The sequence below is a fragment of the Micrococcus luteus genome, from assembly GCF_022664405.1.
GTDB classification, from domain to species: domain Bacteria; phylum Actinomycetota; class Actinomycetes; order Actinomycetales; family Micrococcaceae; genus Micrococcus; species Micrococcus luteus.
In genome coordinates, this window is the sequence record NZ_JAKRLB010000002.1 from 26,632 (window position 1) to 46,987 (window position 20,356).

General features: G+C 69.8%; 20 protein-coding genes. 7 read left to right on the forward strand and 13 right to left on the reverse strand.

Features of this window, described 5'->3' with window-relative positions; all coding sequences use genetic code 11:
- Nucleotides 1–11 precede the first annotated feature (11 nt).
- The 4 genes from pdxT to MF605_RS01045 all read right to left on the reverse strand — a co-directional run bounded on the left by pdxT (nucleotide 12) and on the right by MF605_RS01045 (nucleotide 3,083).
- The gene (pdxT, locus tag MF605_RS01030; protein WP_200891082.1) at nucleotides 12–644 is read right to left on the reverse strand and encodes a pyridoxal 5'-phosphate synthase glutaminase subunit PdxT; all 633 of its coding nucleotides are present in this window, start codon (nucleotides 642–644) and stop codon (nucleotides 12–14) included.
- Nucleotides 641–1,585, reverse strand: a complete 945-nt coding sequence (gene pdxS, locus MF605_RS01035; protein WP_044658791.1) for a pyridoxal 5'-phosphate synthase lyase subunit PdxS — start codon at nucleotides 1,583–1,585, stop codon at nucleotides 641–643. Before pdxS ends, pdxT begins: the two co-directional genes overlap by 4 nt.
- Before the next feature lie 115 nt (nucleotides 1,586–1,700).
- Entirely contained in the window at nucleotides 1,701–2,186 is a 486-nt protein-coding gene (locus MF605_RS01040; protein ID WP_041102620.1) for a DedA family protein, read from the reverse strand.
- A gap of 51 nt (nucleotides 2,187–2,237) precedes the next feature.
- Nucleotides 2,238–3,083, reverse strand: coding sequence for an HpcH/HpaI aldolase/citrate lyase family protein (locus tag MF605_RS01045; protein ID WP_113914326.1), 846 nt, complete (start codon nucleotides 3,081–3,083; stop codon nucleotides 2,238–2,240).
- A 158-nt stretch (nucleotides 3,084–3,241) separates the two neighbouring features.
- Between MF605_RS01045 and MF605_RS01050 the strand changes: the two genes are divergently transcribed.
- Nucleotides 3,242–4,039, forward strand: a complete 798-nt coding sequence (locus tag MF605_RS01050; RefSeq protein WP_134416061.1) for a GerMN domain-containing protein — start codon at nucleotides 3,242–3,244, stop codon at nucleotides 4,037–4,039.
- A 72-nt stretch (nucleotides 4,040–4,111) separates the two neighbouring features.
- Complete coding sequence (locus MF605_RS01055) at nucleotides 4,112–5,326, forward strand: aminotransferase-like domain-containing protein (protein ID WP_134416059.1); 1,215 nt, start codon at nucleotides 4,112–4,114, stop codon at nucleotides 5,324–5,326.
- A 298-nt stretch (nucleotides 5,327–5,624) separates the two neighbouring features.
- Here MF605_RS01055 and MF605_RS01060 read toward each other — a convergent pair whose 3' ends face one another.
- The 8 genes from MF605_RS01060 to MF605_RS01095 all read right to left on the reverse strand — a co-directional run bounded on the left by MF605_RS01060 (nucleotide 5,625) and on the right by MF605_RS01095 (nucleotide 12,044).
- Complete coding sequence (locus MF605_RS01060; RefSeq protein ID WP_134416057.1) at nucleotides 5,625–6,374, reverse strand: SDR family NAD(P)-dependent oxidoreductase; 750 nt, start codon at nucleotides 6,372–6,374, stop codon at nucleotides 5,625–5,627.
- The gene (locus MF605_RS01065) at nucleotides 6,374–7,228 is read right to left on the reverse strand and encodes a fumarylacetoacetate hydrolase family protein (RefSeq protein WP_134416055.1); all 855 of its coding nucleotides are present in this window, start codon (nucleotides 7,226–7,228) and stop codon (nucleotides 6,374–6,376) included. The genes MF605_RS01060 and MF605_RS01065 overlap by 1 nt, the downstream gene beginning before the upstream one ends.
- A gap of 46 nt (nucleotides 7,229–7,274) precedes the next feature.
- The gene (locus MF605_RS01070; RefSeq protein ID WP_134416053.1) at nucleotides 7,275–8,312 is read right to left on the reverse strand and encodes an aldo/keto reductase; all 1,038 of its coding nucleotides are present in this window, start codon (nucleotides 8,310–8,312) and stop codon (nucleotides 7,275–7,277) included.
- Nucleotides 8,309–8,992, reverse strand: coding sequence for an amidohydrolase family protein (locus MF605_RS01075; protein WP_134416051.1), 684 nt, complete (start codon nucleotides 8,990–8,992; stop codon nucleotides 8,309–8,311). The genes MF605_RS01070 and MF605_RS01075 overlap by 4 nt, the downstream gene beginning before the upstream one ends.
- The gene (locus MF605_RS01080; RefSeq protein WP_134416049.1) at nucleotides 8,884–9,891 is read right to left on the reverse strand and encodes an IS481 family transposase; all 1,008 of its coding nucleotides are present in this window, start codon (nucleotides 9,889–9,891) and stop codon (nucleotides 8,884–8,886) included. The genes MF605_RS01075 and MF605_RS01080 overlap by 109 nt, the downstream gene beginning before the upstream one ends.
- Nucleotides 9,892–9,958: 67 nt before the next feature.
- Nucleotides 9,959–10,294 carry a hypothetical protein gene (locus MF605_RS01085; protein WP_242821222.1) on the reverse strand — a complete coding sequence of 112 codons (336 nt, stop codon included), beginning with the start codon at nucleotides 10,292–10,294 and terminating at the stop codon, nucleotides 9,959–9,961.
- Nucleotides 10,291–10,755 carry an RbsD/FucU family protein gene (locus MF605_RS01090; RefSeq protein WP_102708678.1) on the reverse strand — a complete coding sequence of 155 codons (465 nt, stop codon included), beginning with the start codon at nucleotides 10,753–10,755 and terminating at the stop codon, nucleotides 10,291–10,293. Before MF605_RS01090 ends, MF605_RS01085 begins: the two co-directional genes overlap by 4 nt.
- A complete protein-coding gene (locus tag MF605_RS01095) occupies nucleotides 10,722–12,044 on the reverse strand; it encodes an enolase C-terminal domain-like protein (RefSeq protein WP_119217768.1) in 1,323 nt (440 codons plus the stop codon). The genes MF605_RS01090 and MF605_RS01095 overlap by 34 nt, the downstream gene beginning before the upstream one ends.
- Nucleotides 12,045–12,140: 96 nt before the next feature.
- On the opposite strand from MF605_RS01095, the gene MF605_RS01100 reads away from it, so the two are divergent.
- Nucleotides 12,141–12,896 (forward strand): FadR/GntR family transcriptional regulator, encoded by a 756-nt coding sequence (locus MF605_RS01100; protein WP_134416045.1) that lies wholly within the window; start codon nucleotides 12,141–12,143, stop codon nucleotides 12,894–12,896.
- A 112-nt stretch (nucleotides 12,897–13,008) separates the two neighbouring features.
- On the opposite strand, the gene fucP is transcribed toward MF605_RS01100, so the two are convergent.
- On the reverse strand, nucleotides 13,009–14,307 hold the full coding sequence (gene fucP, locus MF605_RS01105) for an L-fucose:H+ symporter permease (protein WP_102708696.1): 1,299 nt from the start codon (nucleotides 14,305–14,307) through the stop codon (nucleotides 13,009–13,011).
- A 353-nt stretch (nucleotides 14,308–14,660) separates the two neighbouring features.
- On the opposite strand from fucP, the gene MF605_RS01110 reads away from it, so the two are divergent.
- The 4 genes from MF605_RS01110 (at nucleotide 14,661) to hpaD (ending at nucleotide 20,009) form a co-directional block, all read left to right on the forward strand.
- Nucleotides 14,661–16,253, forward strand: a complete 1,593-nt coding sequence (locus MF605_RS01110; protein WP_134416043.1) for a fumarylacetoacetate hydrolase family protein — start codon at nucleotides 14,661–14,663, stop codon at nucleotides 16,251–16,253.
- 2 nt (nucleotides 16,254–16,255) lie between these two features.
- Nucleotides 16,256–16,957, forward strand: coding sequence for a GntR family transcriptional regulator (locus MF605_RS01115; protein ID WP_036383628.1), 702 nt, complete (start codon nucleotides 16,256–16,258; stop codon nucleotides 16,955–16,957).
- A gap of 80 nt (nucleotides 16,958–17,037) precedes the next feature.
- Entirely contained in the window at nucleotides 17,038–18,582 is a 1,545-nt protein-coding gene (hpaE, locus tag MF605_RS01120) for a 5-carboxymethyl-2-hydroxymuconate semialdehyde dehydrogenase (protein WP_134416041.1), read from the forward strand.
- Nucleotides 18,583–18,842: 260 nt separating this feature from the next.
- The gene (gene hpaD, locus MF605_RS01125; protein ID WP_134416039.1) at nucleotides 18,843–20,009 is read left to right on the forward strand and encodes a 3,4-dihydroxyphenylacetate 2,3-dioxygenase; all 1,167 of its coding nucleotides are present in this window, start codon (nucleotides 18,843–18,845) and stop codon (nucleotides 20,007–20,009) included.
- The last annotated feature ends 347 nt before the right edge of the window (nucleotides 20,010–20,356 follow it).

A 20,356-nucleotide genomic window follows, 5' to 3' on the forward strand; every position in this document is an offset into this window, starting at 1 on the left:
CGGCCGGCCGCTCAGAGCCCCGCGAGGAACGCCCGGTGGAACGACCAGTCGCCGGTCACCTCAGGGTGGAAGGCCGTGGCGAGCAGGTGGCCCTGCCGCACGGCCACGGGCAGCCGCGCGTCGCCGTCGAGCCCCGGTTCCGCCGCGGGCACGGACAGACGCGACGTCGGCACGCTCGCCAGGACCTCGACGCCCTCCCCCGCCTGGAGGACGGCGGGGGCGCGGATGAACACGGCGTGCACCGGCTCCGCCGCGACCGCGGGGACGTCCAGGTCCTCCTCGAACGAGTCGACCTGCGCGCCGAAGGCGTTGCGCCGCACGGCCACGTCCAGCACGCCGAGCCCGCCCTGATCCGGCGCCGGGTTGCGGATCTCCCGGGCCAGCATGATCAGCCCCGCGCACGTGCCGTAGGCGGGCAGGCCGTCGCGGAGGGCGGCGATGAGCGGGTCCTTCAGCCCCATGATCCGGGCGAGGCGGTCCATCACGGAGGACTCGCCGCCGGGCAGCACGATGCCGTCCAGACCCTCGAGGTCCGCGGGGCGGCGCACCGGGCGCGTGCGCGCGCCGAGGGCCTCGAGCACGTGCACGTGCTCCCGCACGTCGCCCTGGAGGGCGAACACGCCGACGGTCTTCTGTGGACTCACCAGCCGCGCTCGGCCAGGCGGTGCGGGGCGGGCAGGTCGCCCACGTTGATGCCCACCATGGCCTCGCCCAGGCCGCGGGAGGCCTCGGCGACCGCCATCGGGTCGTCGAACTGGGCGGTGGCCTTGACGATGGCGCGGGCGCGCTCGGCCGGGTTGCCGGACTTGAAGATGCCGGAGCCCACGAACACGCCGTCGGCGCCCATCTGCATCATCAGGGCCGCGTCGGCCGGGGTGGCCACACCGCCGGCGGTGAACATCACGACGGGCAGGGTGCCGGTCTCGGCGACCTCGCGCACCAGCTCGTACGGCGCCCGCAGCTCCTTCGCGGCCACGTACAGCTCATCCTGGGCCAGGCCCTGGAGCTGGGCGATCTCCTTGCGGATGGTGCGGATGTGCTTCACGGCCTCGGAGACGTCGCCGGTGCCGGCCTCGCCCTTGGACCGGATCATGGCCGCACCCTCGGTGATGCGGCGCAGGGCCTCGCCGAGGTTGGTGGCGCCGCACACGAAGGGCACGTCGAAGTCCCACTTGTCGATGTGGTTCACGTAATCCGCCGGGGAGAGCACCTCGGACTCGTCGATGAAGTCCACCTTGAGCGCCTGCAGCACCTGGGCCTCCACGAAGTGGCCGATGCGCGCCTTGGCCATCACGGGGATGGACACCGCCTCGACGATGCCGTCGATCAGGTCGGGGTCGGACATGCGGGCCACGCCGCCCTGGGCGCGGATGTCGGCCGGGACCCGCTCGAGCGCCATGACGGCCACGGCGCCGGCATCCTCGGCGATGCGCGCCTGCTCCGCGTTGACGACGTCCATGATCACGCCGCCCTTCATCATGTCCGCCAGGCCGCGCTTGACGCGGGTCGTGCCGGTGCCGCGGGCGCCGTCGTCGGCGGCGGAGGCGGTGGAGGCGGAGAAGCTGCGGGCGCGCTCGTCGCTCATGGTGGTCCTTCCGAAGGGGTGGCGGCCCCGGCCGCGGGGCGGCTGGCCGGGGCGAAGACGCGGTCAACTCTAGTCCCCCGGCGGCGAAGCCCGGCCCGCGTCACGGACGACGACGTCACCCGGCCCCGTGCCGGCGCAGCGTGCGGCGTCGGCGCCACACGACGAACGCAGCCACGGCCGCGAGAATCAGCACGAGGGCGAGGACACCCCGGCCCTCTCCGAGCGCCGCGCCGATGACGGCCCACACCACGGCCATCCCGACGGTCCCGTACACCACGCCCCACAGGAACGTGCCGAGCGCGGCCGCCGGCAGGAACCGGCGCCAGGGCATGCGGGCGACGCCGGCGGAGCCGATCACCGCCGTCTGGATGCCCACCGTGAGGTAGCAGAACGGGATGGCCCACACCCCGTGGCGCTGGATGAAGCGCTGGGCCCGGACATAGACGGGCCCCTCCATCACGCGGGCGAACCAGCGGGTCCGCTCGACGCCGGAGGCCAGCCCCCGCCCGAGCGAGAACACGATCAGGGTGCGCAGGATCGCCAGCATCCAGAAGAACCCGATGGACCACAGCAGCGGCAGCCCGTCGATCCACGCCATCATGGGCGGAGCCACCCGTCGGTGCGGGGACTCATGCGCGCGCCCCGGCCGTGCTCACGCGTTCCAGAGCCCGTACGAGTCCGCGAGGTCCGCGATCTTCTGGGCGCGCAGCACGCGGGGCAGGTACGAACCGTCGCCGACGGCGGCGCCCTGAGCATGCTTCTCGAGCAGGTCGCGGGCCCACGCGAGCTCGTCCTCGGACGGGGACATCGCCCGGTTGACCCAGTCCACCTGATCCCGGTTCAGGACGAGGCGGCCGGTCATGCCCATCGAGGCGGTGACGGCGCTGGAGTCGACGACCGCGTCCTCACCGTCCGCGTTGCCGGGCGGTCCGTCGATCGCCCCGGGCAGACCGCCCACGCGGGAGGCGATCACCATGCGGGAGCGGGCGTAGGCCATGGCCAGCGGGTCCTCGCCGACGCCGACGTCCTTGCGGAAGTCGTTCACGCCGAAGGCGAGACGGAACGTGCCCGGCGCCTTGGCCACGGCCGTGGCGTTCTCGATGCCCAGGGCGGACTCCAGCAGGGCGATCACCGGGGTGCCGGCGCGCAGCCGCATGGCGGTGAACGTGACCTGCTCCGGCTCCTCGGTCTCGGCCAGCACGACGCCGCGCACGCCGTCGAGGCCCGCGAGCGCCTCGAGGTCCCGCTGCCAGTGGTCCGTGGAGGTCGCGGAGATGCGCACCCACGCCGTCATGCCGCCGGAGAGGGCGTCCACGACGTGCTGGCGGGCCGCGTCCTTCTGCTCCTCCGGCACGGCGGCCTCGAGGTCGAAGATGACGGAGTCGGCCTCGGAGGCCAGGGCGGGGGCGAACGCGTCGGGGGTGGCCGCGTTGACCAGCAGCCAGGAGCGGCTGAGCTTGGCGGGCAGGGCGGCGGCGCGACGGTTCCTCACGGGCATGGCCTCCAGCCTAGCCCGCCGCGGCCGTCCGCCCGCGGGCCCCTTCCCACCCGTGGGAGGCCTCACATCCGCTCGCGGCGGGCGAGGCGGACGGCCGTAGCATGGAGAGGCCGTCGGCCCGTCCGACACCGCCGAGCCCCGACCGCCAGGAGTACCCGATGCGCCCGCCCTCCCCTTCCCGCGCCCTGCGGCTCACGGGTGCCGTGGCCGCCGTGTGCCTGCTGGCCGGCTGCGCGGTCGACCCCGGCCTGGCCGAGGACTCGGCGTCCGACGACGGCGTGCCCCTGCCCGCGACGGAGGGGTATCAGCCGCTGACGGTCTACCTCGCCGTCGCGGAGGCGGAGGCGGTCCCGGGGACGAGCGGCCGGCCCTTCGGCTGCGGCGACCTGCTGGTGCCCGTGCAGACCGTGCCGACGGACACCGAGGACGAGGCGGACGCCGCCCTGGACTTCCTGTTCGCGGATGAGCAGGGCTGGCACGGCGACCCGTCGCTGTGGAACGCCGTGTTCGACGCGCGCGAGACCCTCACCCCGACCGGGCACCGCCGCGAGGGCGACGTGGAGATCTTCACCTTCACCGGCGCCGTGACGCCGGAGGACGACTGCACGGCCGAGCGGATCCGCGCCCAGCTGCAGGCGACCGCCGCCGCCTTCACGTCAGCGGGACAGGTCCGGCTCGAGGTGGACGGCCGGGACCTCGACGACGTGCTGGGGCTCGAGCCGCTCCGCCTCGGCGAGTCCGTGGACGTCCCGCAGGGGGAGCCCACGCCGAGTGGGGAGCCGAGCGACGGATCCGGCGAGCAGACGTGGGCGCCGGAGGGCGAGTCGTCGGGGGACACGTGGGCTCCGGCCGAGCCCTCGGACGACACGTGGGCGCCGGCCGAGGAGTCGTCCTGGGGTCCCGCCGAGCCGACCCAGGGCACGTGGTCCCCCGCCCAGGAGCCGAGCACCCCCTGACCGGGCGACCCGCCGTCGTCGCCCGTCATCGGGCCTGCATCGTCGGCCGCGTCGTGCTATAGGGTGCCGAGCGTGCGGAACCTCCGAGATCACCTGTCCCAGCGCGCCGTCGGCGTGAAGCAGTCCGCGGTCCGCGACGTCTTCGACATCGCGATGGACCCGAACCTCGTCTCGCTCGCGGGCGGGAACCCGTGGCTCGCCGACCTGCCCCTCGACGAGCTGGGCCGGATCGCCTCCGACCTGATGACCCGGTTCGGCACGGAGTCCCTGCAGTACGGCCCGGGCCAGGGCACCGAGGAGATGCGTGCCGCCGCGACCGCCGTGATGGCCGCCGACGGCATCCCGGACGCGGATCCCGACCTCGTGGTCATCACCCCCGGCTCGCAGGCCGCGATCGACACCGCCTGCCGGGCGTTCGCGAACCCGGGCGACGTTGTCGTGGTGGAGGACCCCACATTCGTGGGCGCGTTGACCACCTTCACCACCTGGCAGCTCGAGGCCGTGGCCACGGGCACCGACGACCACGGCCTGGTGCCCGCGGCCCTCGACGAGACCCTGACCCGCCTGGCCGCCGAGGGCCGCCGCGTGGCCTTCCTCTACACGATCCCCTCGTTCGCGAACCCCTCGGGCGCCCTCCTGCCCCCGGGCCGCCGCGCCGAGGTGGGCGCGATCTGCGAGAAGCACGGCGTGCTCATCGTGGAGGACAACCCGTACGGGCAGATCGCATTCGACGGCGAGCCCGTCGCCCCGATCGCCGCCGACCACCGGGACAACGTGGTCCACCTCGGCACGATGTCCAAGATCTTCTCCCCGGGCGTGCGCATCGGCTGGGCGCTCGTGCCGGCCGCGCTCAAGCGCGAGTTCTACCTGTGCGCGGAGTCGGCCTACATCCACGCGTCCACGTACTCGCAGATGCTCTCCACCGCCTTCGTCACGCAGCTGGACTGGCAGGGCCACGTCCGCCACGTGACCGGGCTGTACCGCGAGCGGGCCGCGGCGCTCGTGGACGCGGTGCGTGAGCACTGGGACCCGGCGGTCGAGTTCATCACCCCGCAGGGCGGCTTCTTCCTGTGGGCCACCCTGCCAGCCGGGGTGGACACCCTCGAGGTGATGCACCGCGGCATCGAGGCGGGCGCGGTGTTCGTGCCGGGGGCGGCCTTCACCCCCGTCGAGGGCACACACTCCACCCTGCGCCTGGCGTACTCGTTCGTGGAGGCCGAGAAGCTCGTGGAGGGCGTGCGGCGCCTGGCCCCCGCGGTGAACGAGTCGATCGCACGGGCCCGCTGAGCCGCGGCGGGCGGATCGGGACGCTATGGCACGTACCGCACCGGGCTAATCCCCCGCTGCGCGCCGTTCGAGCCTGTTCCGCGCGCTCTCCTCGTCGAATCGGATGTTTGGACCGGAATCCGGGCCAAATTGCGGTCCAAACATCCGACTCGAGGGAAGCAACGACGAGGCGCGGGCCCTGCAATGACGACTTGCGGCCCCCACGTTGTCGTGCGCCGGGTAGGGTGGCCCGGCGCATGGACATTCGGGGTCACAGGGACGGACACCGCACATTCTAGGGGTCAACACGACAACAGAATCACTCCACCGGGCGCAGCCGTAGGGCGTCCATGCCGCCGTCAACGGCCAGTGTCACACCCACCGTGGAGAGGTTCCGAGGGTCGGCCAGGTACAGCACGGCGTTGGCCACCTCTTCGGCGGAGACGAGGCGGCCATGAGGCTGCCGTGCTTCCAGAGCGTTCCGCTCTGCGGCCGGGTCGTCGGCGGCGTCAAGCAGCCGTCCGATCCACGGGGTGTCGGCAGTGCCGGGGGCTACGCAGTTCACCCGGATCCCATCGCGCACGTGATCTGCCGCCATGGCCCGGGTCATCGCGGCGACGGCACCCTTCGTGGCCGAGTAGAGCACCCGGTCGGGCAGGCCGACGGTTGAGGCGATCGACGCGGTGTTGGTGATGCTGGCGCCCTCAACTCTGCGCAGGTGCGGCAGAGCGGCCGCTGCCACGCGAGCCATACCGACCACGTTGATGTCCCAAGCGCGGATCCACTCCGCATCGTCGTTGGCCTGGACGTTCCCCTGGGAGCCGATCCCGGCGTTGTTCACCACGATGTCCAGTCGCCCAAAGCGCTCTACCACGGCTGCCACCGCCTCCTCCACGGAGGCACGGTCGGAGACATCGGTGCGGATCCAGTGATGGGGGGTGTCGTTCTCTGTCAAATCCAGCACAGCCACCTGGGCGCCTTCAGCGCCCAAGGCGTCGGCGATGGCGGCTCCGATACCGGAGGCCCCTCCGGTCACGAGCGCGACGCGGTCGGTGAATCGTGCGATCATCACTGCTCCTTCCAGGAGGTGAACTGCTGTTCCTGGACGCCCAGGCCCTCGATCTCGAGGCGGACGGTGTCACCGGGTGCCAGGTAGGGGAAGCGGCCTGAGAAGGCGACTCCCTCAGGGGTGCCGGTGGAGATCACGTCTCCCGGCTCCAACTGCATGTACTGGGAGAGATCCTGAACCAGAGTGGCGCAGTCGAAGATCATGTCCGAGGTGCGGGAGTCCTGGCGGGGCTCGCCGTTAACCCAGGAGCGGATGGCCACGTCGGACGGGTCGAACTCATCCGGGGTCACAATATAGGGACCCAACGGCATGTAACCGGGCAGACACTTGCCCTTGGACCACTGCCCACCGGAGACCTCCATCTGGTAAGTACGCTCGGAGAGGTCGTTGGCCAGCACGTAGCCTCCGATGCACTCACGGGCATCCTCCATAGATTGGAGGGCAAAGGCCTGGCGTCCGACGACAATGCAGAGCTCGACCTCCCAATCGGTCTTGACCGAGCCCGTGGGAATGGCGACCGGGTCGTGGGGGCCGGCGACTGTGTTGGGAGTCTTGAAGAAGACGATGGGGTGCTGCGGCGGCTCGGCGCCAGACTCCGCGGCGTGGGCGGCGTAGTTCTGACCAATGCAGATCACCGAACACGGTGCCACGACGGGGCTGCCGTAGCGGGCGTCATCCGCAGACTCCAGCGGGGTCAGCCTGCCGTCCTCGACGGCCCGGCGGATGCGGGCGACACCGTCTTCCGCCCAGAACTTTGGGGTGAAGTCCCCGAAGCTGCTCACGTCATAACGGGCGCCGGCGATCTCTGCGACGGGGGTCTCGGCGCCGATCGCTCCGATGCGGTATAGCTTCATGCGTGGTTCTCCTCGGTCGTGGTCGAAGGGGTGATGGGCAGAGTGCTCAGGCGTCGGCGGGCAACAGGCCGTCGCGGTGGAGCTGGTCCCAGAAGGCCTCGGGGACGGCCGTTCCGGCGCGGTGCAAGTTGGAGGTCACGTGGTCGGCGGTGCGCATTCCGACGGTCACGTTGACCACGGCTGGATGGCGGAGAGGGAACTGCAGGGCCGCCGTCGGCAGGTCGATGCCGTACCCCTCGGCGATCCGGGCCAGTGTCCGGGCCCGCTCCAGGACCTCGCGAGGCGCGGGCCCGTACTCGTACCAGACGCCGTCCTTCGGCCACGGGGAGGCAAGCACCCCCGAGTTGAACACGCTGACGGCCACGACGCCGACGCCCTGATCGAGGCAGCGGCCCATCAAGCCGACCTGATCCTGCTCCAGCAGGGTATGGCGCCCGGATACCATGAGCAGGTCCGGGGTGGATTCGTCCACGAACCGACGCAGGACGGCGGCGTCCTTGGACCCCACGCCCCAAGCGCTGAACAGTCCTTCCTGCCGCATTCGTTCCAGCTCCGGGGCACCGGAGGCCAGGGCAATGTCGGTCTGGTCCTCGGTCTCCTCCGGGTCGTGGATCCACAAGATATCCACACGGTCAAGGCCCAGCCGCTTCAGTGATTCCTCGAGACTCCGACGCATGCCGGCCCCGGTGTAGTCGCGCTCGCGGTACAGGTCGCCGGCGACCGCGAAGCCGTTGTCCAGATCGGTCTCGGTGGGCCAAGGGTGGGGGCGTAGCAGCCTCCCCACCTTGGTGGAGAGTATGTACTCCTCCCGTGGCAGGTCGCCGAGACGCTGGCCGAGGCGCCGTTCCGAGAGGCCGAGGCCGTAGTGGGGTGCAGTGTCGAAGTACCGAAGGCCGGCCTCCCACGCGCTCTCCATCACAGCGTCGACCTGCTCCTCAGTGGTGGCCTGGCCCAGATTCCCGAACTGTGCCGTGCCGACGCCCAGGCGGTCGAAGGCCCCGACACCGGTCTCGCCCAGGAGCTCGGCGATACGTCGCCGGGGCTCCCCGGCAAACGGGGTACCGTTGATCTCCCGATCATTCATAGGTGTGCTCCTCGGCATCGGCGGTAGGTGTCGGTTGCCGTCTCGGCTTCGACCTGACGCAGCTCATCGGGCGTCAGAAGGTGTTCAAGCACCTCGTGTGCGCGAGCCATCCAGCCGCGGGGGTCCTGGCTGACAGGGGCATCCGTGCCAACCATGCACCGTTCGGGGCCGAACAGCTCCAGCGCCGTCTCCAGCAGCGGCGCGGTGTGCTCGTCCAGCAGCGCGGCGGAATGTTCGGGGTCCGCGGCGGCCAGATCGGCCTCAGCCGGCAACCCGGACAACTTGACCCTCACTTGTCCGTGCGCCGCCACGGCGGTTAGATCCTCACGCCACGCCTTCAGTCCCGCTGAGTCGGCCAGCGGCGGTTTGCCCAGGTGATCGAGGACCACACGCTGTCCGTCCATGCGGCCGAGCAGGTCCGCGCAATGGCGCAGCTGGTGCGATCGGACGCACACGTCCACGGCGAGCTCGGTATCCCGGAGCGCGACCAGGGCGGTGAACGCGGCCTCCAGCTCGGCGTCCGAGCGGTCCTGGAGGACCTGGCGGACGCCCACCACACCCTCGGTCCGGGCTAGTTGTAAGAGGTCATGACGTTGTTGACTCGGGCCGGTGCCAACGAGGCCGGCGGGGCGTCCCCGCAGGAGGTATGAGGCCGATGGTAGTTGTAGTGGTTCACCCACACTGCCAACGCCTCACGCCGGGCCGTCTCTGAGGTATACGGGCGGGCGTAGAGGACCTCGTCCACCATCAGCCGGTTGTAGCGTTCGACCTTCCCGTTATGGCGGGGCGTGTAGGGCCGGATCCGGTGGTGCCGGCCCCCGAGCGAGACCACCTTCGCGGTGAAGTCCACGGCCCGGTAGTTGTTGCCGTTGTCCGTGATCACCCTGTCGATCCGGATGCCGTGGGCGGCGAAGAACGCCCGCGCCCGGCAGAAGAAGCTCACGGTCGTAGCTGCCCGCTCATCGGGCAAGGCTTCGGTGTAGGCCAGGCGGGTGAACCCGTCGATCGCCGAGTGCAGGTAGGTGTAGCCGACCCGTCGGCCAGGCCCGCGCTTGGCTGCTCGCGCGTTCTCGGAGTCCCGGCCGTGAGCACGCCAGCCGCCCCCGTCAGGGATGCGCCCGATCTTCTTCACGTCCAGGTGCACCATGTGCCCCGGGCCGCGGGCGGTGATCTTCTGCGGTCGTTGGCGCAGGTCCTCACCCGTGGGCGCGAGGTCTGGCAACCGGGAGATGCCCAGCCGGTGCAGCCACCTGCCCACCGTTCGGAGGCACACCCGGTGGCCTTCAGAGACGAGGTGGTGATGGATGCGGCGGGCTGACCACTTCTCCCTGCGACGCAGGGTCTGGATCTGGGCCACCACCTCGGGGTCGAGCTGGGCGGGAGAGCGTCGTGGCCGGCAGGAGCGGTCCTGCAGTCCTGCCTCGCCCTCGGCGCGGTAGCGGGCCACCCAGGTGGCCACCGTGGGGCGGCTGACGCGGAACTCGGCGGCGACATGGGCTTGGGGGATCCCGTCGTTCAGGTGGCGGTGGACCATCCTGAGACGGCCGGTGGGGGTCAGGGGTGCGTTAGCGTGGGTCATGAGCGGGCTCTTTCCAGCGGATGGGTTGTTGAGGAACTTCCATCCTGCCGGGCGGGGCCCGCTCGTCTCATCTCAGCCCGGCCCTCGTGCCAAGAACCTCATGACCCACAACAGCTAGTACGCCCAGGCGTTCTTCGGCGCCGCGGTGCAAAAGGTCGACTCCGGCCACCACCCCCAGCACCTCGGGGCGGCTGCGCCATAGGCCCAGGAGCCAGTCGGTCTCCTGCACCGGGTCGGCCGCGTCGGCCTCCACCAGGATGCAGGCGGCCCGAGCCTCCGGGATGTCAGCGCGCGCGGGCAGGCCCGCCCGTCGGATCCAAGGGATGTCCACCTCGGCGGTGTCCCACACGTGCAGGTGGGCATCCACCACGCGGTTCGAGGCGGCCTTCGACAGCTCAATCACGGCACTCCGATGGTCAATAACAGGTTCGAATAGGGGCGGGTCTCGCCGGAGACGACCACCATGCTCACGTCCTCGGCGGCGGTGGCCTCGTAGAACGCGAACCGCTCCATTGAGGACAACGCCACCTCCTGGCCGCCGCCGTGGCGATAGTCGGCCAGGTCCTCACGCATCTCAAGCACTGAGGGAGAGTCCCCGCCGTCGGCGTCGGACATGGATACGGCAGCTTCGAGGTCTACCGTGACGGCCACAGCGCGGAGGATCTCGCGGGCGGAGACTGTCCCCGGTGTCAGGTTGAGGAACACCCGACGGGCCCCAGGCCTTACGGCAGTGTCCTGGGGGAACAGGGCGTCAGCGATCAGCACCTTCGTCCCGTGCCCGGCCGCCGCCAGGGCGCTGAGGAGCTCCGGATGCAGAAGCCCGCCCCGGATCATGCTTCGACCGCCGTTCGACGGGCCGCCCATTCGGTGCCGTGCGGGTAGGCCCAGTCCCGAATAGTCTCCGTCCTGATCTCGGATGAGTAACCCGGCTGGGACGGCAGGACGTAGGCGCCGTTGCGGACCAAGCAAGGATCCACGAAGTGCTCATGCAGGTGGTCCACGAACTCCGCGACTCGGCCCTCGACCTCACCGGAGACGGCCACATAATCGATCATGATCAGGTGGCTGACCAGCTCGCACAGCCCCACGCCGCCGGCGTGAGGGCAAACAGGTTTGCCGAATTTCTTGGCCATGAGCAGCACCGGCAGGATCTCGTTGATCGAGGCCAGGCGGCAGGAGTCGATTTGGACATAGTCCACGGCGTCGGCTTGTAGCAACTGTTTGAACAGGACGCGGTTCATACCGTGCTCGCCGGTGGCCACACCAATGCCTAGAGGACGCACCGCCTCGGCGATCTCTTTATGACCCAGGACGTCATCCGGGCTGGTGGGCTCCTCGATCCACAGCAGACCGTGGTCGGAGAGCGCCGTGACCTTCTCGATGGCCTCCGGGACGTCCCAGATCTGGTTGGCGTCGATCATCAGATGCACGTCCGGGCCGATGGCCTTCCTGGCAACGGACAGGCGGCGCTGGTCTTCATCTATGTCCAGGCCGACCTTAAGCTTGACGTGCTGGAAGCCCTGGTCGACGGCCTCCTTCGCCAGGCGGGCCAATTTCTCGTCCGAGTAACCCAGCCAGCCAGCGGAAGTCGTGTAGCAGGGAAAGCCACGGGACTCGAGTTCCGCGATTCGCTCGGCGTGCTGCGGACGTTGCTCGGCGAGCAGGGCCACAGCCTCGTCGCGAGTCAGCACGTCTGAGAGATAGCTGAGGTCGAACGCGTCCACGAGGCGCTCAGGGTCCATCTCAGCGATGTACTTCCATAGTGGCTGACCAGCATGGCGGGCAGCCATGTCCCAGACGGCGTTAAGCACGGCGGCGCGGGCGAGGTGAACCACGCCCTTGTCCGGGCCTAGCCAGCGCAGCTGGGAATCCTCAGCTATGCACCGGTAGACCGCTCCAGGGTCGTCGGCGAGGGCGACGGCGTCGCGGCCGATCCAGTCGGCCGTCATCTCTTCCATGACAGATAGGCATATGTCGTTGCCCCGGCCGATGGTGAACGTGAAGCCGCAGCCGTAGAGAGCATCGTCGCTAGTGTTGATGCGCAGGTACGCGGCGGAGTAGTCGGCGTCCTTGTTTACGGCGTCCGAGCCGTCTGCGGACTCTGAGGTGGGGAACCTCAGGTCCACGAAGTCTATCGACGTGATGACACTCATAGCTAGTTCTCCAATTCATCGGATGTATGGGACACTACCGCCCTCGCGTGCGAGAATCCAGAGGCACGGAGGACCCGTCGTCGAGCAGGAGGTCAGTTGAGCGTTCAGGAGTCCGGCCAGGGGGGTGCGGTCCCGGACGCGCCACCGGCCCGCGCCGCCCGTCATCTGACCGTGGTTCATGCGGTACAGGAGATGATCCGCTGCGGTGAACTCGGACCCGGCGACCGGCTACCGATCGAGTCGACGCTAGCCGAGCGGCTCGACATCTCCCGCAATACCCTGCGTGAAGGCGTGCGCGCCCTGGTTGCCATGGGCATCTTGGAGACCCGCCAGGGGTCCGGCACCACCGTCACCCCACTGACCCCGGAGCTGCTGCTGGGCCCCCTGACCTTCTGGGTCGATATCCAGGAGGACCGCACCACCGGCGACCTGCACACGGTGCGACGCGCACTGGAAGTCGAGTCCGCCGCCCTGGCCGCACGTCGCCGCACTCCTGCGGATATCACCGCGCTCCGGGCGATCCTGAGGAAGGCGGAGCCGGCCATCCGGTCCCGCGACCACGAGGCCGCCATGAAGGCCGACCTGGAGTTTCACGCCATGCTGGCAAGGTCGGGTGGCAATACCATTCTGTCAGCGCTGCTCGACTCCCTGTCTCAGCCCACCCTTCGAGTGCGCATGTGGCAGTCCCTGCACCGCAGCGAGCGCCTCGACGCGACGCACCAGGAGCATCTGAGCATCCTGGACGCGGTGGCGGCCGGCGACGTCCAGTTCGCCTCTAGCGCCATGCACACCCACCTGACCCAGGTCACGATGGCCCTCGACGCCAACGAGGCGAACAACGACCACCCTTGATCTCAAGCATTATCATCCCCGACGCGGCGACGCCCGCGCAGCCACCGAGACGACTCTGCGGGCGTCGCTGTCAAGCCTCCCCGACCGCCGGGCCGAGCTGGCGGGGCGAGGATCAGGCGGTCTGCTCTCGGGCGGGCTCCCCCTCCACGGAGGGGCGCTCGGCACCGCCCTTCAGGGTGTAGAGCGCGAAGGCGACGATAGCGGCGAAACCGCCCACCACGATCAAGAATGAAACCGGCACCGAGGTGGCATCCAACAGGGCGCCCTGGAGCGGCGGCACCACAGCGCCTCCGATAATCGCCATCACCAGACCGGCCGCGCCCCACTTTACATCCGCGCCCACGCCCTGCAGGGAGACGGCATAGATGGTGGGAAACAGCAGCGCGAAGCAACCCGAGAGAAGGACCACGGCAATCATGCCTACGATATTGGCCGACACCACAGCGACGATGCTCAGTCCCAGACCGATGACAGTCATCAGCAACATGAGCTTGCGCGGATCGAAGCGACCCATCAGGACGACCATGGCGAAGCGGCCCACGAGGAAGATCAGCACCGAGGCCTGCAGCCACTTGCCAGCATCGGTGTTGTCCAGGCCGACGACCTGGGTGCCGTAGTGGATAATGAACGTCCACACGCAGGTCTGGACAGCGATGTTGAAGAATTGAGCGATGACACCGAAACGGTACAGGCGGTTGCTGATCAGGCGTGAGAATACGGTGCCGGGAAGGTTCTCTGCAGCCGGGGCCATTGGATGATTCATGCCCACAAGTTTCTCGTTTTTTGGCACCTTCACCAGGGCAATCGCAACGGCAATAATCAGGTATAGCGTGGCCAGTCCGAGGTAGGGCCCCATGACGGCCTGAAGCTCACCCGACTGCATCTGGCGAAGGGCGTCCGGTCCCATGGCCGCCCGCTGCTCAACCGTGGCCTCGGAAATGAACGGCAGGATGGCGACGCCGGCGATCATTACGCCCAGGTTCGAACCGACCGGATTGAAGGCCTGGGCAAAGTTCAGGCGCCGGGTAGCGGTGGACTCAGGGCCCATGGCCATCACATATGGGTTGGCCGAGGTCTCGAGTATCGAAAGGCCCGCCGCAAGCGTGAAGAGCGCCGCCAAGAACCAGCCGTAGGTCATCAGGCTGGCCGCAGGAAAGAAGAGGTATCCACCCACGGCGGCCAGTCCCAACCCGATCAGTACGCCACCCTTGTAACCCAGGCGTGCATTAAGCCAGGCCGCCGGGATCGCCAGCATGAAGTAGGCGCCGTAGTAGGCGAACTGCACGAGTGAGGACTGGAACGCACTCATAGAGAACACGGAGCCGAAAACCGCGACGAGCGGGTCCGTCATATTTCCGGCCAGGCCCCATGCGGCGAAGCACAGGACGATGACGGCGAAAGGCAGGATCATGCCTGGATAGAGGAAGCGGTCCCGTCCGCATCCCGGGGCACCCCCGCGACCCTGAGTGGCAGTGCTGGTGACACGGCTCATAGCTGGTCTCCTGTAGTCCCTGCAAAGCGCAGACTGATAGATCGGATGAATCTGCTGGTCAGAGTACGCTTCAAGGTGGTGACTTACAACACATAGAATCTTCCGGGATCCGACCATCACGGTCGCTGTGCCCTAGGGGAACTCCGAAGCCTGAACCTAGGGCACCTCGACAGGCGGGGCAGGCAAGCGGTCGGAAATCGTATACGGTCGCGAGTGAGCGGTATCGCAACCGCATGCCCGCCCTCCGCTAGCAGGAAGTAGGTGTCCCTGAGGTGGCCTCCACGTCCGAGCAGATCACCCCCCAGCCCGTCGACTTCACCGTCCGGGAGAACCGGCCGGGCAAGGTGCTCGCCGTTCACCTGAACTACCCCTCCCGCATCGCCCAGCGGGGCCGGTCCCCGCAGACCCCCGGCTACTTCCTCAAGGCCGGCACCTCCATCGCCCGCAGCGGCGACACGATCGAGCGCCCCGCCGGCACCGAGCTGCTCGCCTACGAGGGCGAGATCGCGCTGATCATCGGCCGCACCGCCCGGCGCGTCAGCCCGGAGGAGGGCTGGTCGCACGTCTCCGGCATCACTGCCGCCAACGACTGGGGCCTCTACGACCTCCGCCACGCGGACAAGGGCTCCAACGTCAAGAACAAGTCCGGCGACGGCTACACCCCGCTCGGCCCCGCGGTGATCTCCGCCGCGGGCCTGGACCCGGCCGCCCTGCGCGTGCGCACCTGGGTCAACGGCGAGATCGTCCAGGACGACACCACCGAGGGCCTCGTCTTCCCGTTCGGCCGGCTCGTGGCCGACCTCTCGCAGCTCATGACGCTCGAGGAGGGCGACGTCATCCTCACCGGCACCCCCGCCGGGTCCTCCGTGGCCCAGCCGGGCGACGTCGTCGAGGTGGAGGTGGACGCCCCCAGCGCCCCCGGCGCACCGACCACCGGCCGCTTGGTGACGACGGTCGTCGACTCGGAGCACTCCCTGGCCCCGTTCGGCGCGCAGCCGCAGGTGGACGACGTGCAGCGCGAGGAGGCCTGGGGCTCCCGCGAGGCCGCCGGTCTGGGCCCGCAGGCCGCGGCGCCGTCGTCGTCCGCGGTGGACGAGAACGGCCACTGGGTCGCGAGCGCCCCGCAGCCGGACCGCTCCCTGCTGACCCCCGAGCTGCGCGCCAAGATCGACGCCATCGCGGTGGCCACCCTCACCGCCCAGCTGCAGAAGCGCGGCGTCCAGAACGCGACCATCGACGGCCCGCGCCCGATCCACCGGGGTCGGCGCGTCCTCGGCTACGCCAAGACCCTGCGCTACATCCCCAAGCGCGAGGACCTGGCCAAGGAGTTCGGCGGCGGCTTCAACGCCCAGAAGCGGGCCATCGACTCGGTGCAGCCGGACGACGTGGTGGTCATGGAGGCCCGTGGCGAGCACGGCACCGGCACCCTCGGGGACGTCCTGGCCCTGCGCGCCCAGGTGAACGGCGCGAACGCCGTGATCACGGACGGCGGCATCCGCGACTCCGCCGCCGTCGCCGAGGTCGGCCTCCAGGTGTACGCCGGCGCCACGCACCCGGCGGTGCTGGGCCGCCGTCACATCCCGTGGGAGGTCGGCGGCACCATCGCCTGCGGCGGCACCACCGTGCAGCCCGGCGACATCATCGTCGGCGACGACGACGGTGTGGTGGTCATCCCGCCGTCCCTGCTCCAGGAGGTCGTGGACGACGCCTACGAGCAGGAGCTCCAGGACGCCTGGGCGTACGAGCAGGTCAAGGCCGGCTACCCGGTGGACGGGATGTTCCCCCCGAACGCCGAGTGGAAGGCCAAGTTCGCCGAGTACCGCAAGACCCTGCCGGACGCCCCGGCCCCGGAGGGCGACGCCTGAGCATGCGCCGCACGGACATCGGAACGGTCGGCCTCGCAGGCGCCCCCGTCTCCAAGGCGGACCGCGCCTACCAGGCGATCCTCGAGGGGATCCGGGACCAGCGCCACGAGCCGGGCGACCGGCTGGTGCTGTCCCAGATCGCCGCGGAGCTGGGCATGTCCGTGGTGCCCGTGCGGGAGGCGATCCGCCGCCTGCAGTCCGAGAAGCTGGTGGCCTACGAGCGCAACGTGGGCGCCACCGTGGTGGGCATCGACCCGGTCGAGTACCGCCACACCATGGAGACGCTGGCGCTGGTGGAGGGGTTCTCCACCGCCCAGTGCGCCCCGCACGTGACCGCCGAGGACCTCGCGGCGGCCCGCGAGGTGAACGCGACCATGCGCGCGATGACGGAGTCGGAGACGGCCTGGGACCCGGTGACGTTCACCGAGCTCAACCGCCGCTTCCACTCGATCCTGTTCGAGCATCACCAGAACGAGCACGTGCACGACCTGGTGCACCGCGGCTGGAACCGCCTGGCCGCGCTGCGCTCCTCCACGTTCGCGTACGTGCCCGGCCGGGCGGTGGCCTCCGTGGACGAGCACGAGCACCTGCTGCGCCTGATCGAGGACGGGGCGCGCTTCGAGGAGATCGAGGCCGCCGCCCGCGCCCACCGCCTGAACACCCTGCGCGCCTACCTGGAGCACAGCGCCGAGCCGTCCGCGTGACCGCCGGCCGGACCGGCGCCGACGTCGTCGGCGCCAGACCCCGACCATCCGCCCCCGAAGCACTCAGCGAAAGAGACACCATGACGGAGAAGACCAGCATCGAGGCCCGCACGCCCGAGGGCCTGCCCGACGTCCTGCGCCACTACATCGACGGCGAGTTCGTCGACTCGATCGACGGCGACACCTTCGAGGTGCTCGACCCGGTGACCAACGAGCCGTACCTGACGGCCGCCTCCGGCAAGGCCGCGGACATCGACCGCGCCGTCGCCGCCGCGAAGCGGGCCTTCGAGTCCGGCGAATGGTCCCAGGCCCTGCCGCGCCAGCGCTCCCGCGTGCTGCACAGGATCGCGGACATCATGGAGACCCGCGGCGACCAGCTGGCCGCCATGGAGTGCTTCGACACCGGCCTGCCGATCAAGCAGGCGAGGGGCCAGGCCGCGCGCGCCGCCGAGAACTTCCGCTTCTTCGCGGACCTGATCGTGGCCCAGCACGACGACACCTTCAAGGTGCCGGGCCGCCAGATCAACTACGTGAACCGCAAGCCGATCGGCGTCGCCGGCCTGATCACCCCGTGGAACACCCCGTTCATGCTGGAGTCCTGGAAGCTGGCCCCGGCCATCGCCACCGGCAACTCGGTGGTCCTGAAGCCGGCGGAGTTCACCCCGCTCTCGGCCTCCCTGTGGGGCGGGATCTTCGAGGAGGCCGGCCTGCCGAAGGGCGTGTTCAACATGGTGCACGGCTTCGGTGAGGAGGGCTACGCGGGCGACCCGCTCGTGAAGCACCCGGACGTGCCGCTGATCTCCTTCACCGGCGAGTCCCGCACCGGCCAGATCATCTTCGCCAACGCCGCCCCGCACCTGAAGGGCCTGTCCATGGAGCTCGGCGGCAAGTCCCCGGCCGTGGTGTTCGAGGATGCGGACCTGGACGCGGCGATCGACGCGACCATCTTCGGCGTGTTCTCCCTGAACGGCGAGCGCTGCACCGCAGGCTCCCGCATCCTGGTCCAGCGTTCCGTCTACGACGAGTTCGTGGAGCGCTACGCCGCCCAGGCCTCCCGCGTGAAGGTCGGCCTGCCGGACGACGAGACCACCGAGGTCGGCGCCATCGTGCACCCGGAGCACTTCGAGAAGGTCATGTCCTACGTGGAGATCGGCAAGACCGAGGCCCGCCTGGTGGCCGGCGGCGGCCGCCCGGAGGGCTTCCCCGAGGGCAACTTCGTGCAGCCCACCGTGTTCGCGGACGTGGCCCCGGACGCCCGGATCTTCCAGGAGGAGATCTTCGGCCCGGTCGTGGCCATCACCCCCTTCGACACGGAGGAGGAGGCCCTCGAGCTGGCCAACAACACCAAGTACGGCCTCGCGGCGTACATCTGGACGAACGACCTCAAGCGCGCCCACAACGTCGCGCAGAACGTGGAGGCCGGCATGGTGTGGCTGAACTCCAACAATGTGCGGGACCTGCGCACCCCGTTCGGCGGGGTGAAGGCCTCCGGCCTGGGCCACGAGGGCGGCTACCGCTCGATCGACTTCTACACCGATCAGCAGGCCGTGCACATCAACCTCGGCGAGGTCCACAACCCGGTGTTCGGCAAGCAGGAGCAGGCCGCGGCGAAGATCGACGGCTGACCCGCACTGACCGGTGACCACGACGGCGCCCGCACCGTCCCCGCGACGGTGCGGGCGCCGTCGTCGTGGTGGGGCCGCGCCGGGTCTCTCCCCCGGCCCACCCGACGCGGGTTGAGTTGTCGCGGGTGCGGGCGCCCCGGACCCGCGACAACTCACCCCGCGTTCCTCGACGGCCTTCCCGTCGGCCGCCCGGATCGTATACGATCGAGTGAGCGACCGTGTCCCAGGCCACAGCGCACCGCCATCACCAAGGAGCACCGATGACCAACCTCGAGAGCCGCCAGAAGACCTCCTCCGGCTTCTTCGTCACGAAGGAAGCCCCCATCGACCCGGAGAACCCCCTCCCCACCCCGACGTCCGAGGTGCCGGACATCCTGCGCTGCGCCTCGATGGAGCTCGTGGTCACGGACCTCGCCGCCTCCCGCGAGTTCTACGTGGACGTGCTCGGCCTCGTGGTCACCGAGGAGGACGAGGAGACCGTCTACCTGCGCTCCATGGAGGAGTTCATCCACCACAACCTGGTGCTGCGCCAGGGCGAGACCGCCGCCGTGGCCGCGTTCTCCTACCGCGTGCGCACCCCCGAGGACCTGGACAAGGCGGTCGCCTTCTACGAGGAGCTGGGCTGCCGTGTCGAGCGCCGGAGGGACGGCTTCGTCAAGGGCGTCGGCGACTCCGTGCGCGTCGAGGACCCGCTGGGCTTCCCCTACGAGTTCTTCCACGACGTCGAGCACGTGGAGCGCCTGGCCTGGCGCTATGACCTCTACACCCCGGGCGCCCTGGTCCGCCTGGACCACTTCAATCAGGTGACCCCGGATGTGCCGCGCGCCGCCCGCTACATGCAGGACCTGGGCTTCCGCATCACCGAAGACATCCAGGACGAGAACGGCACCGTCTACGCCGCGTGGATGCGCCGCAAGCCCACCGTGCACGACACCGCCATGACCGGCGGCGACGGCCCCCGGATGCACCACGTGTGCTTCGCCACGCACGAGAAGCACAACATCCTGGCGATCTGCGACAAGCTCGGCGCCCTGCGCATGTCCGACCACATCGAGCGCGGCCCGGGACGCCACGGCGTCTCCAACGCGTTCTACCTCTACCTGCGCGACCCGGACGGCCACCGCGTGGAGGTCTACACCCAGGACTACTACACCGGCGACCCGGACAACCCCGTGGTCACCTGGGACGTGCACGACAACCAGCGTCGCGACTGGTGGGGCACCCCGGTCGTGCCGTCCTGGTACACCGACGCCTCCCGCGTACTGGACCTCGACGGCAACCTGCAGCCGCTGGTCTCCCGCACCGACGACTCGGAGATGGCCGTGACCATCGGCGCCGACGGCTTCTCCTACACCCGCGAGGGGCAGGGCGAGGAGTCCATGCCGGAGTGGAAGCAGGGCGAGTACAAGCTCGGCAACCAGCTCTGACGGCACTGCCGGGCGCCGCTTCGGGACACCACGACGACGGCGGGCACCCAACGCAGGTGCCCGCCGTCGGCGTCCGCCCTCCCTGCCATCCTCCGCGTCTCCCCGCCCCACGCCGTTCGAGGCGGAAAATCCACCTCATTCGAGCCGGGAGGGCCAGTTTGAGCTCGATTTCCCGCCTCAAAGCGTGGGGAGCAGGGGTGTCCCGCCTCGCAGACGGGCGTCGGGGGGCTGGCCTGGCTCACGGTGCACCGCCGCAAGCCCGGGCTGGGCATCGGGACGCGCGCCCCGGACTGATCCGGGGCGGTGACAGGATGGCGACGGGGCCGGGGGCCGAGCCGCGTAATCGT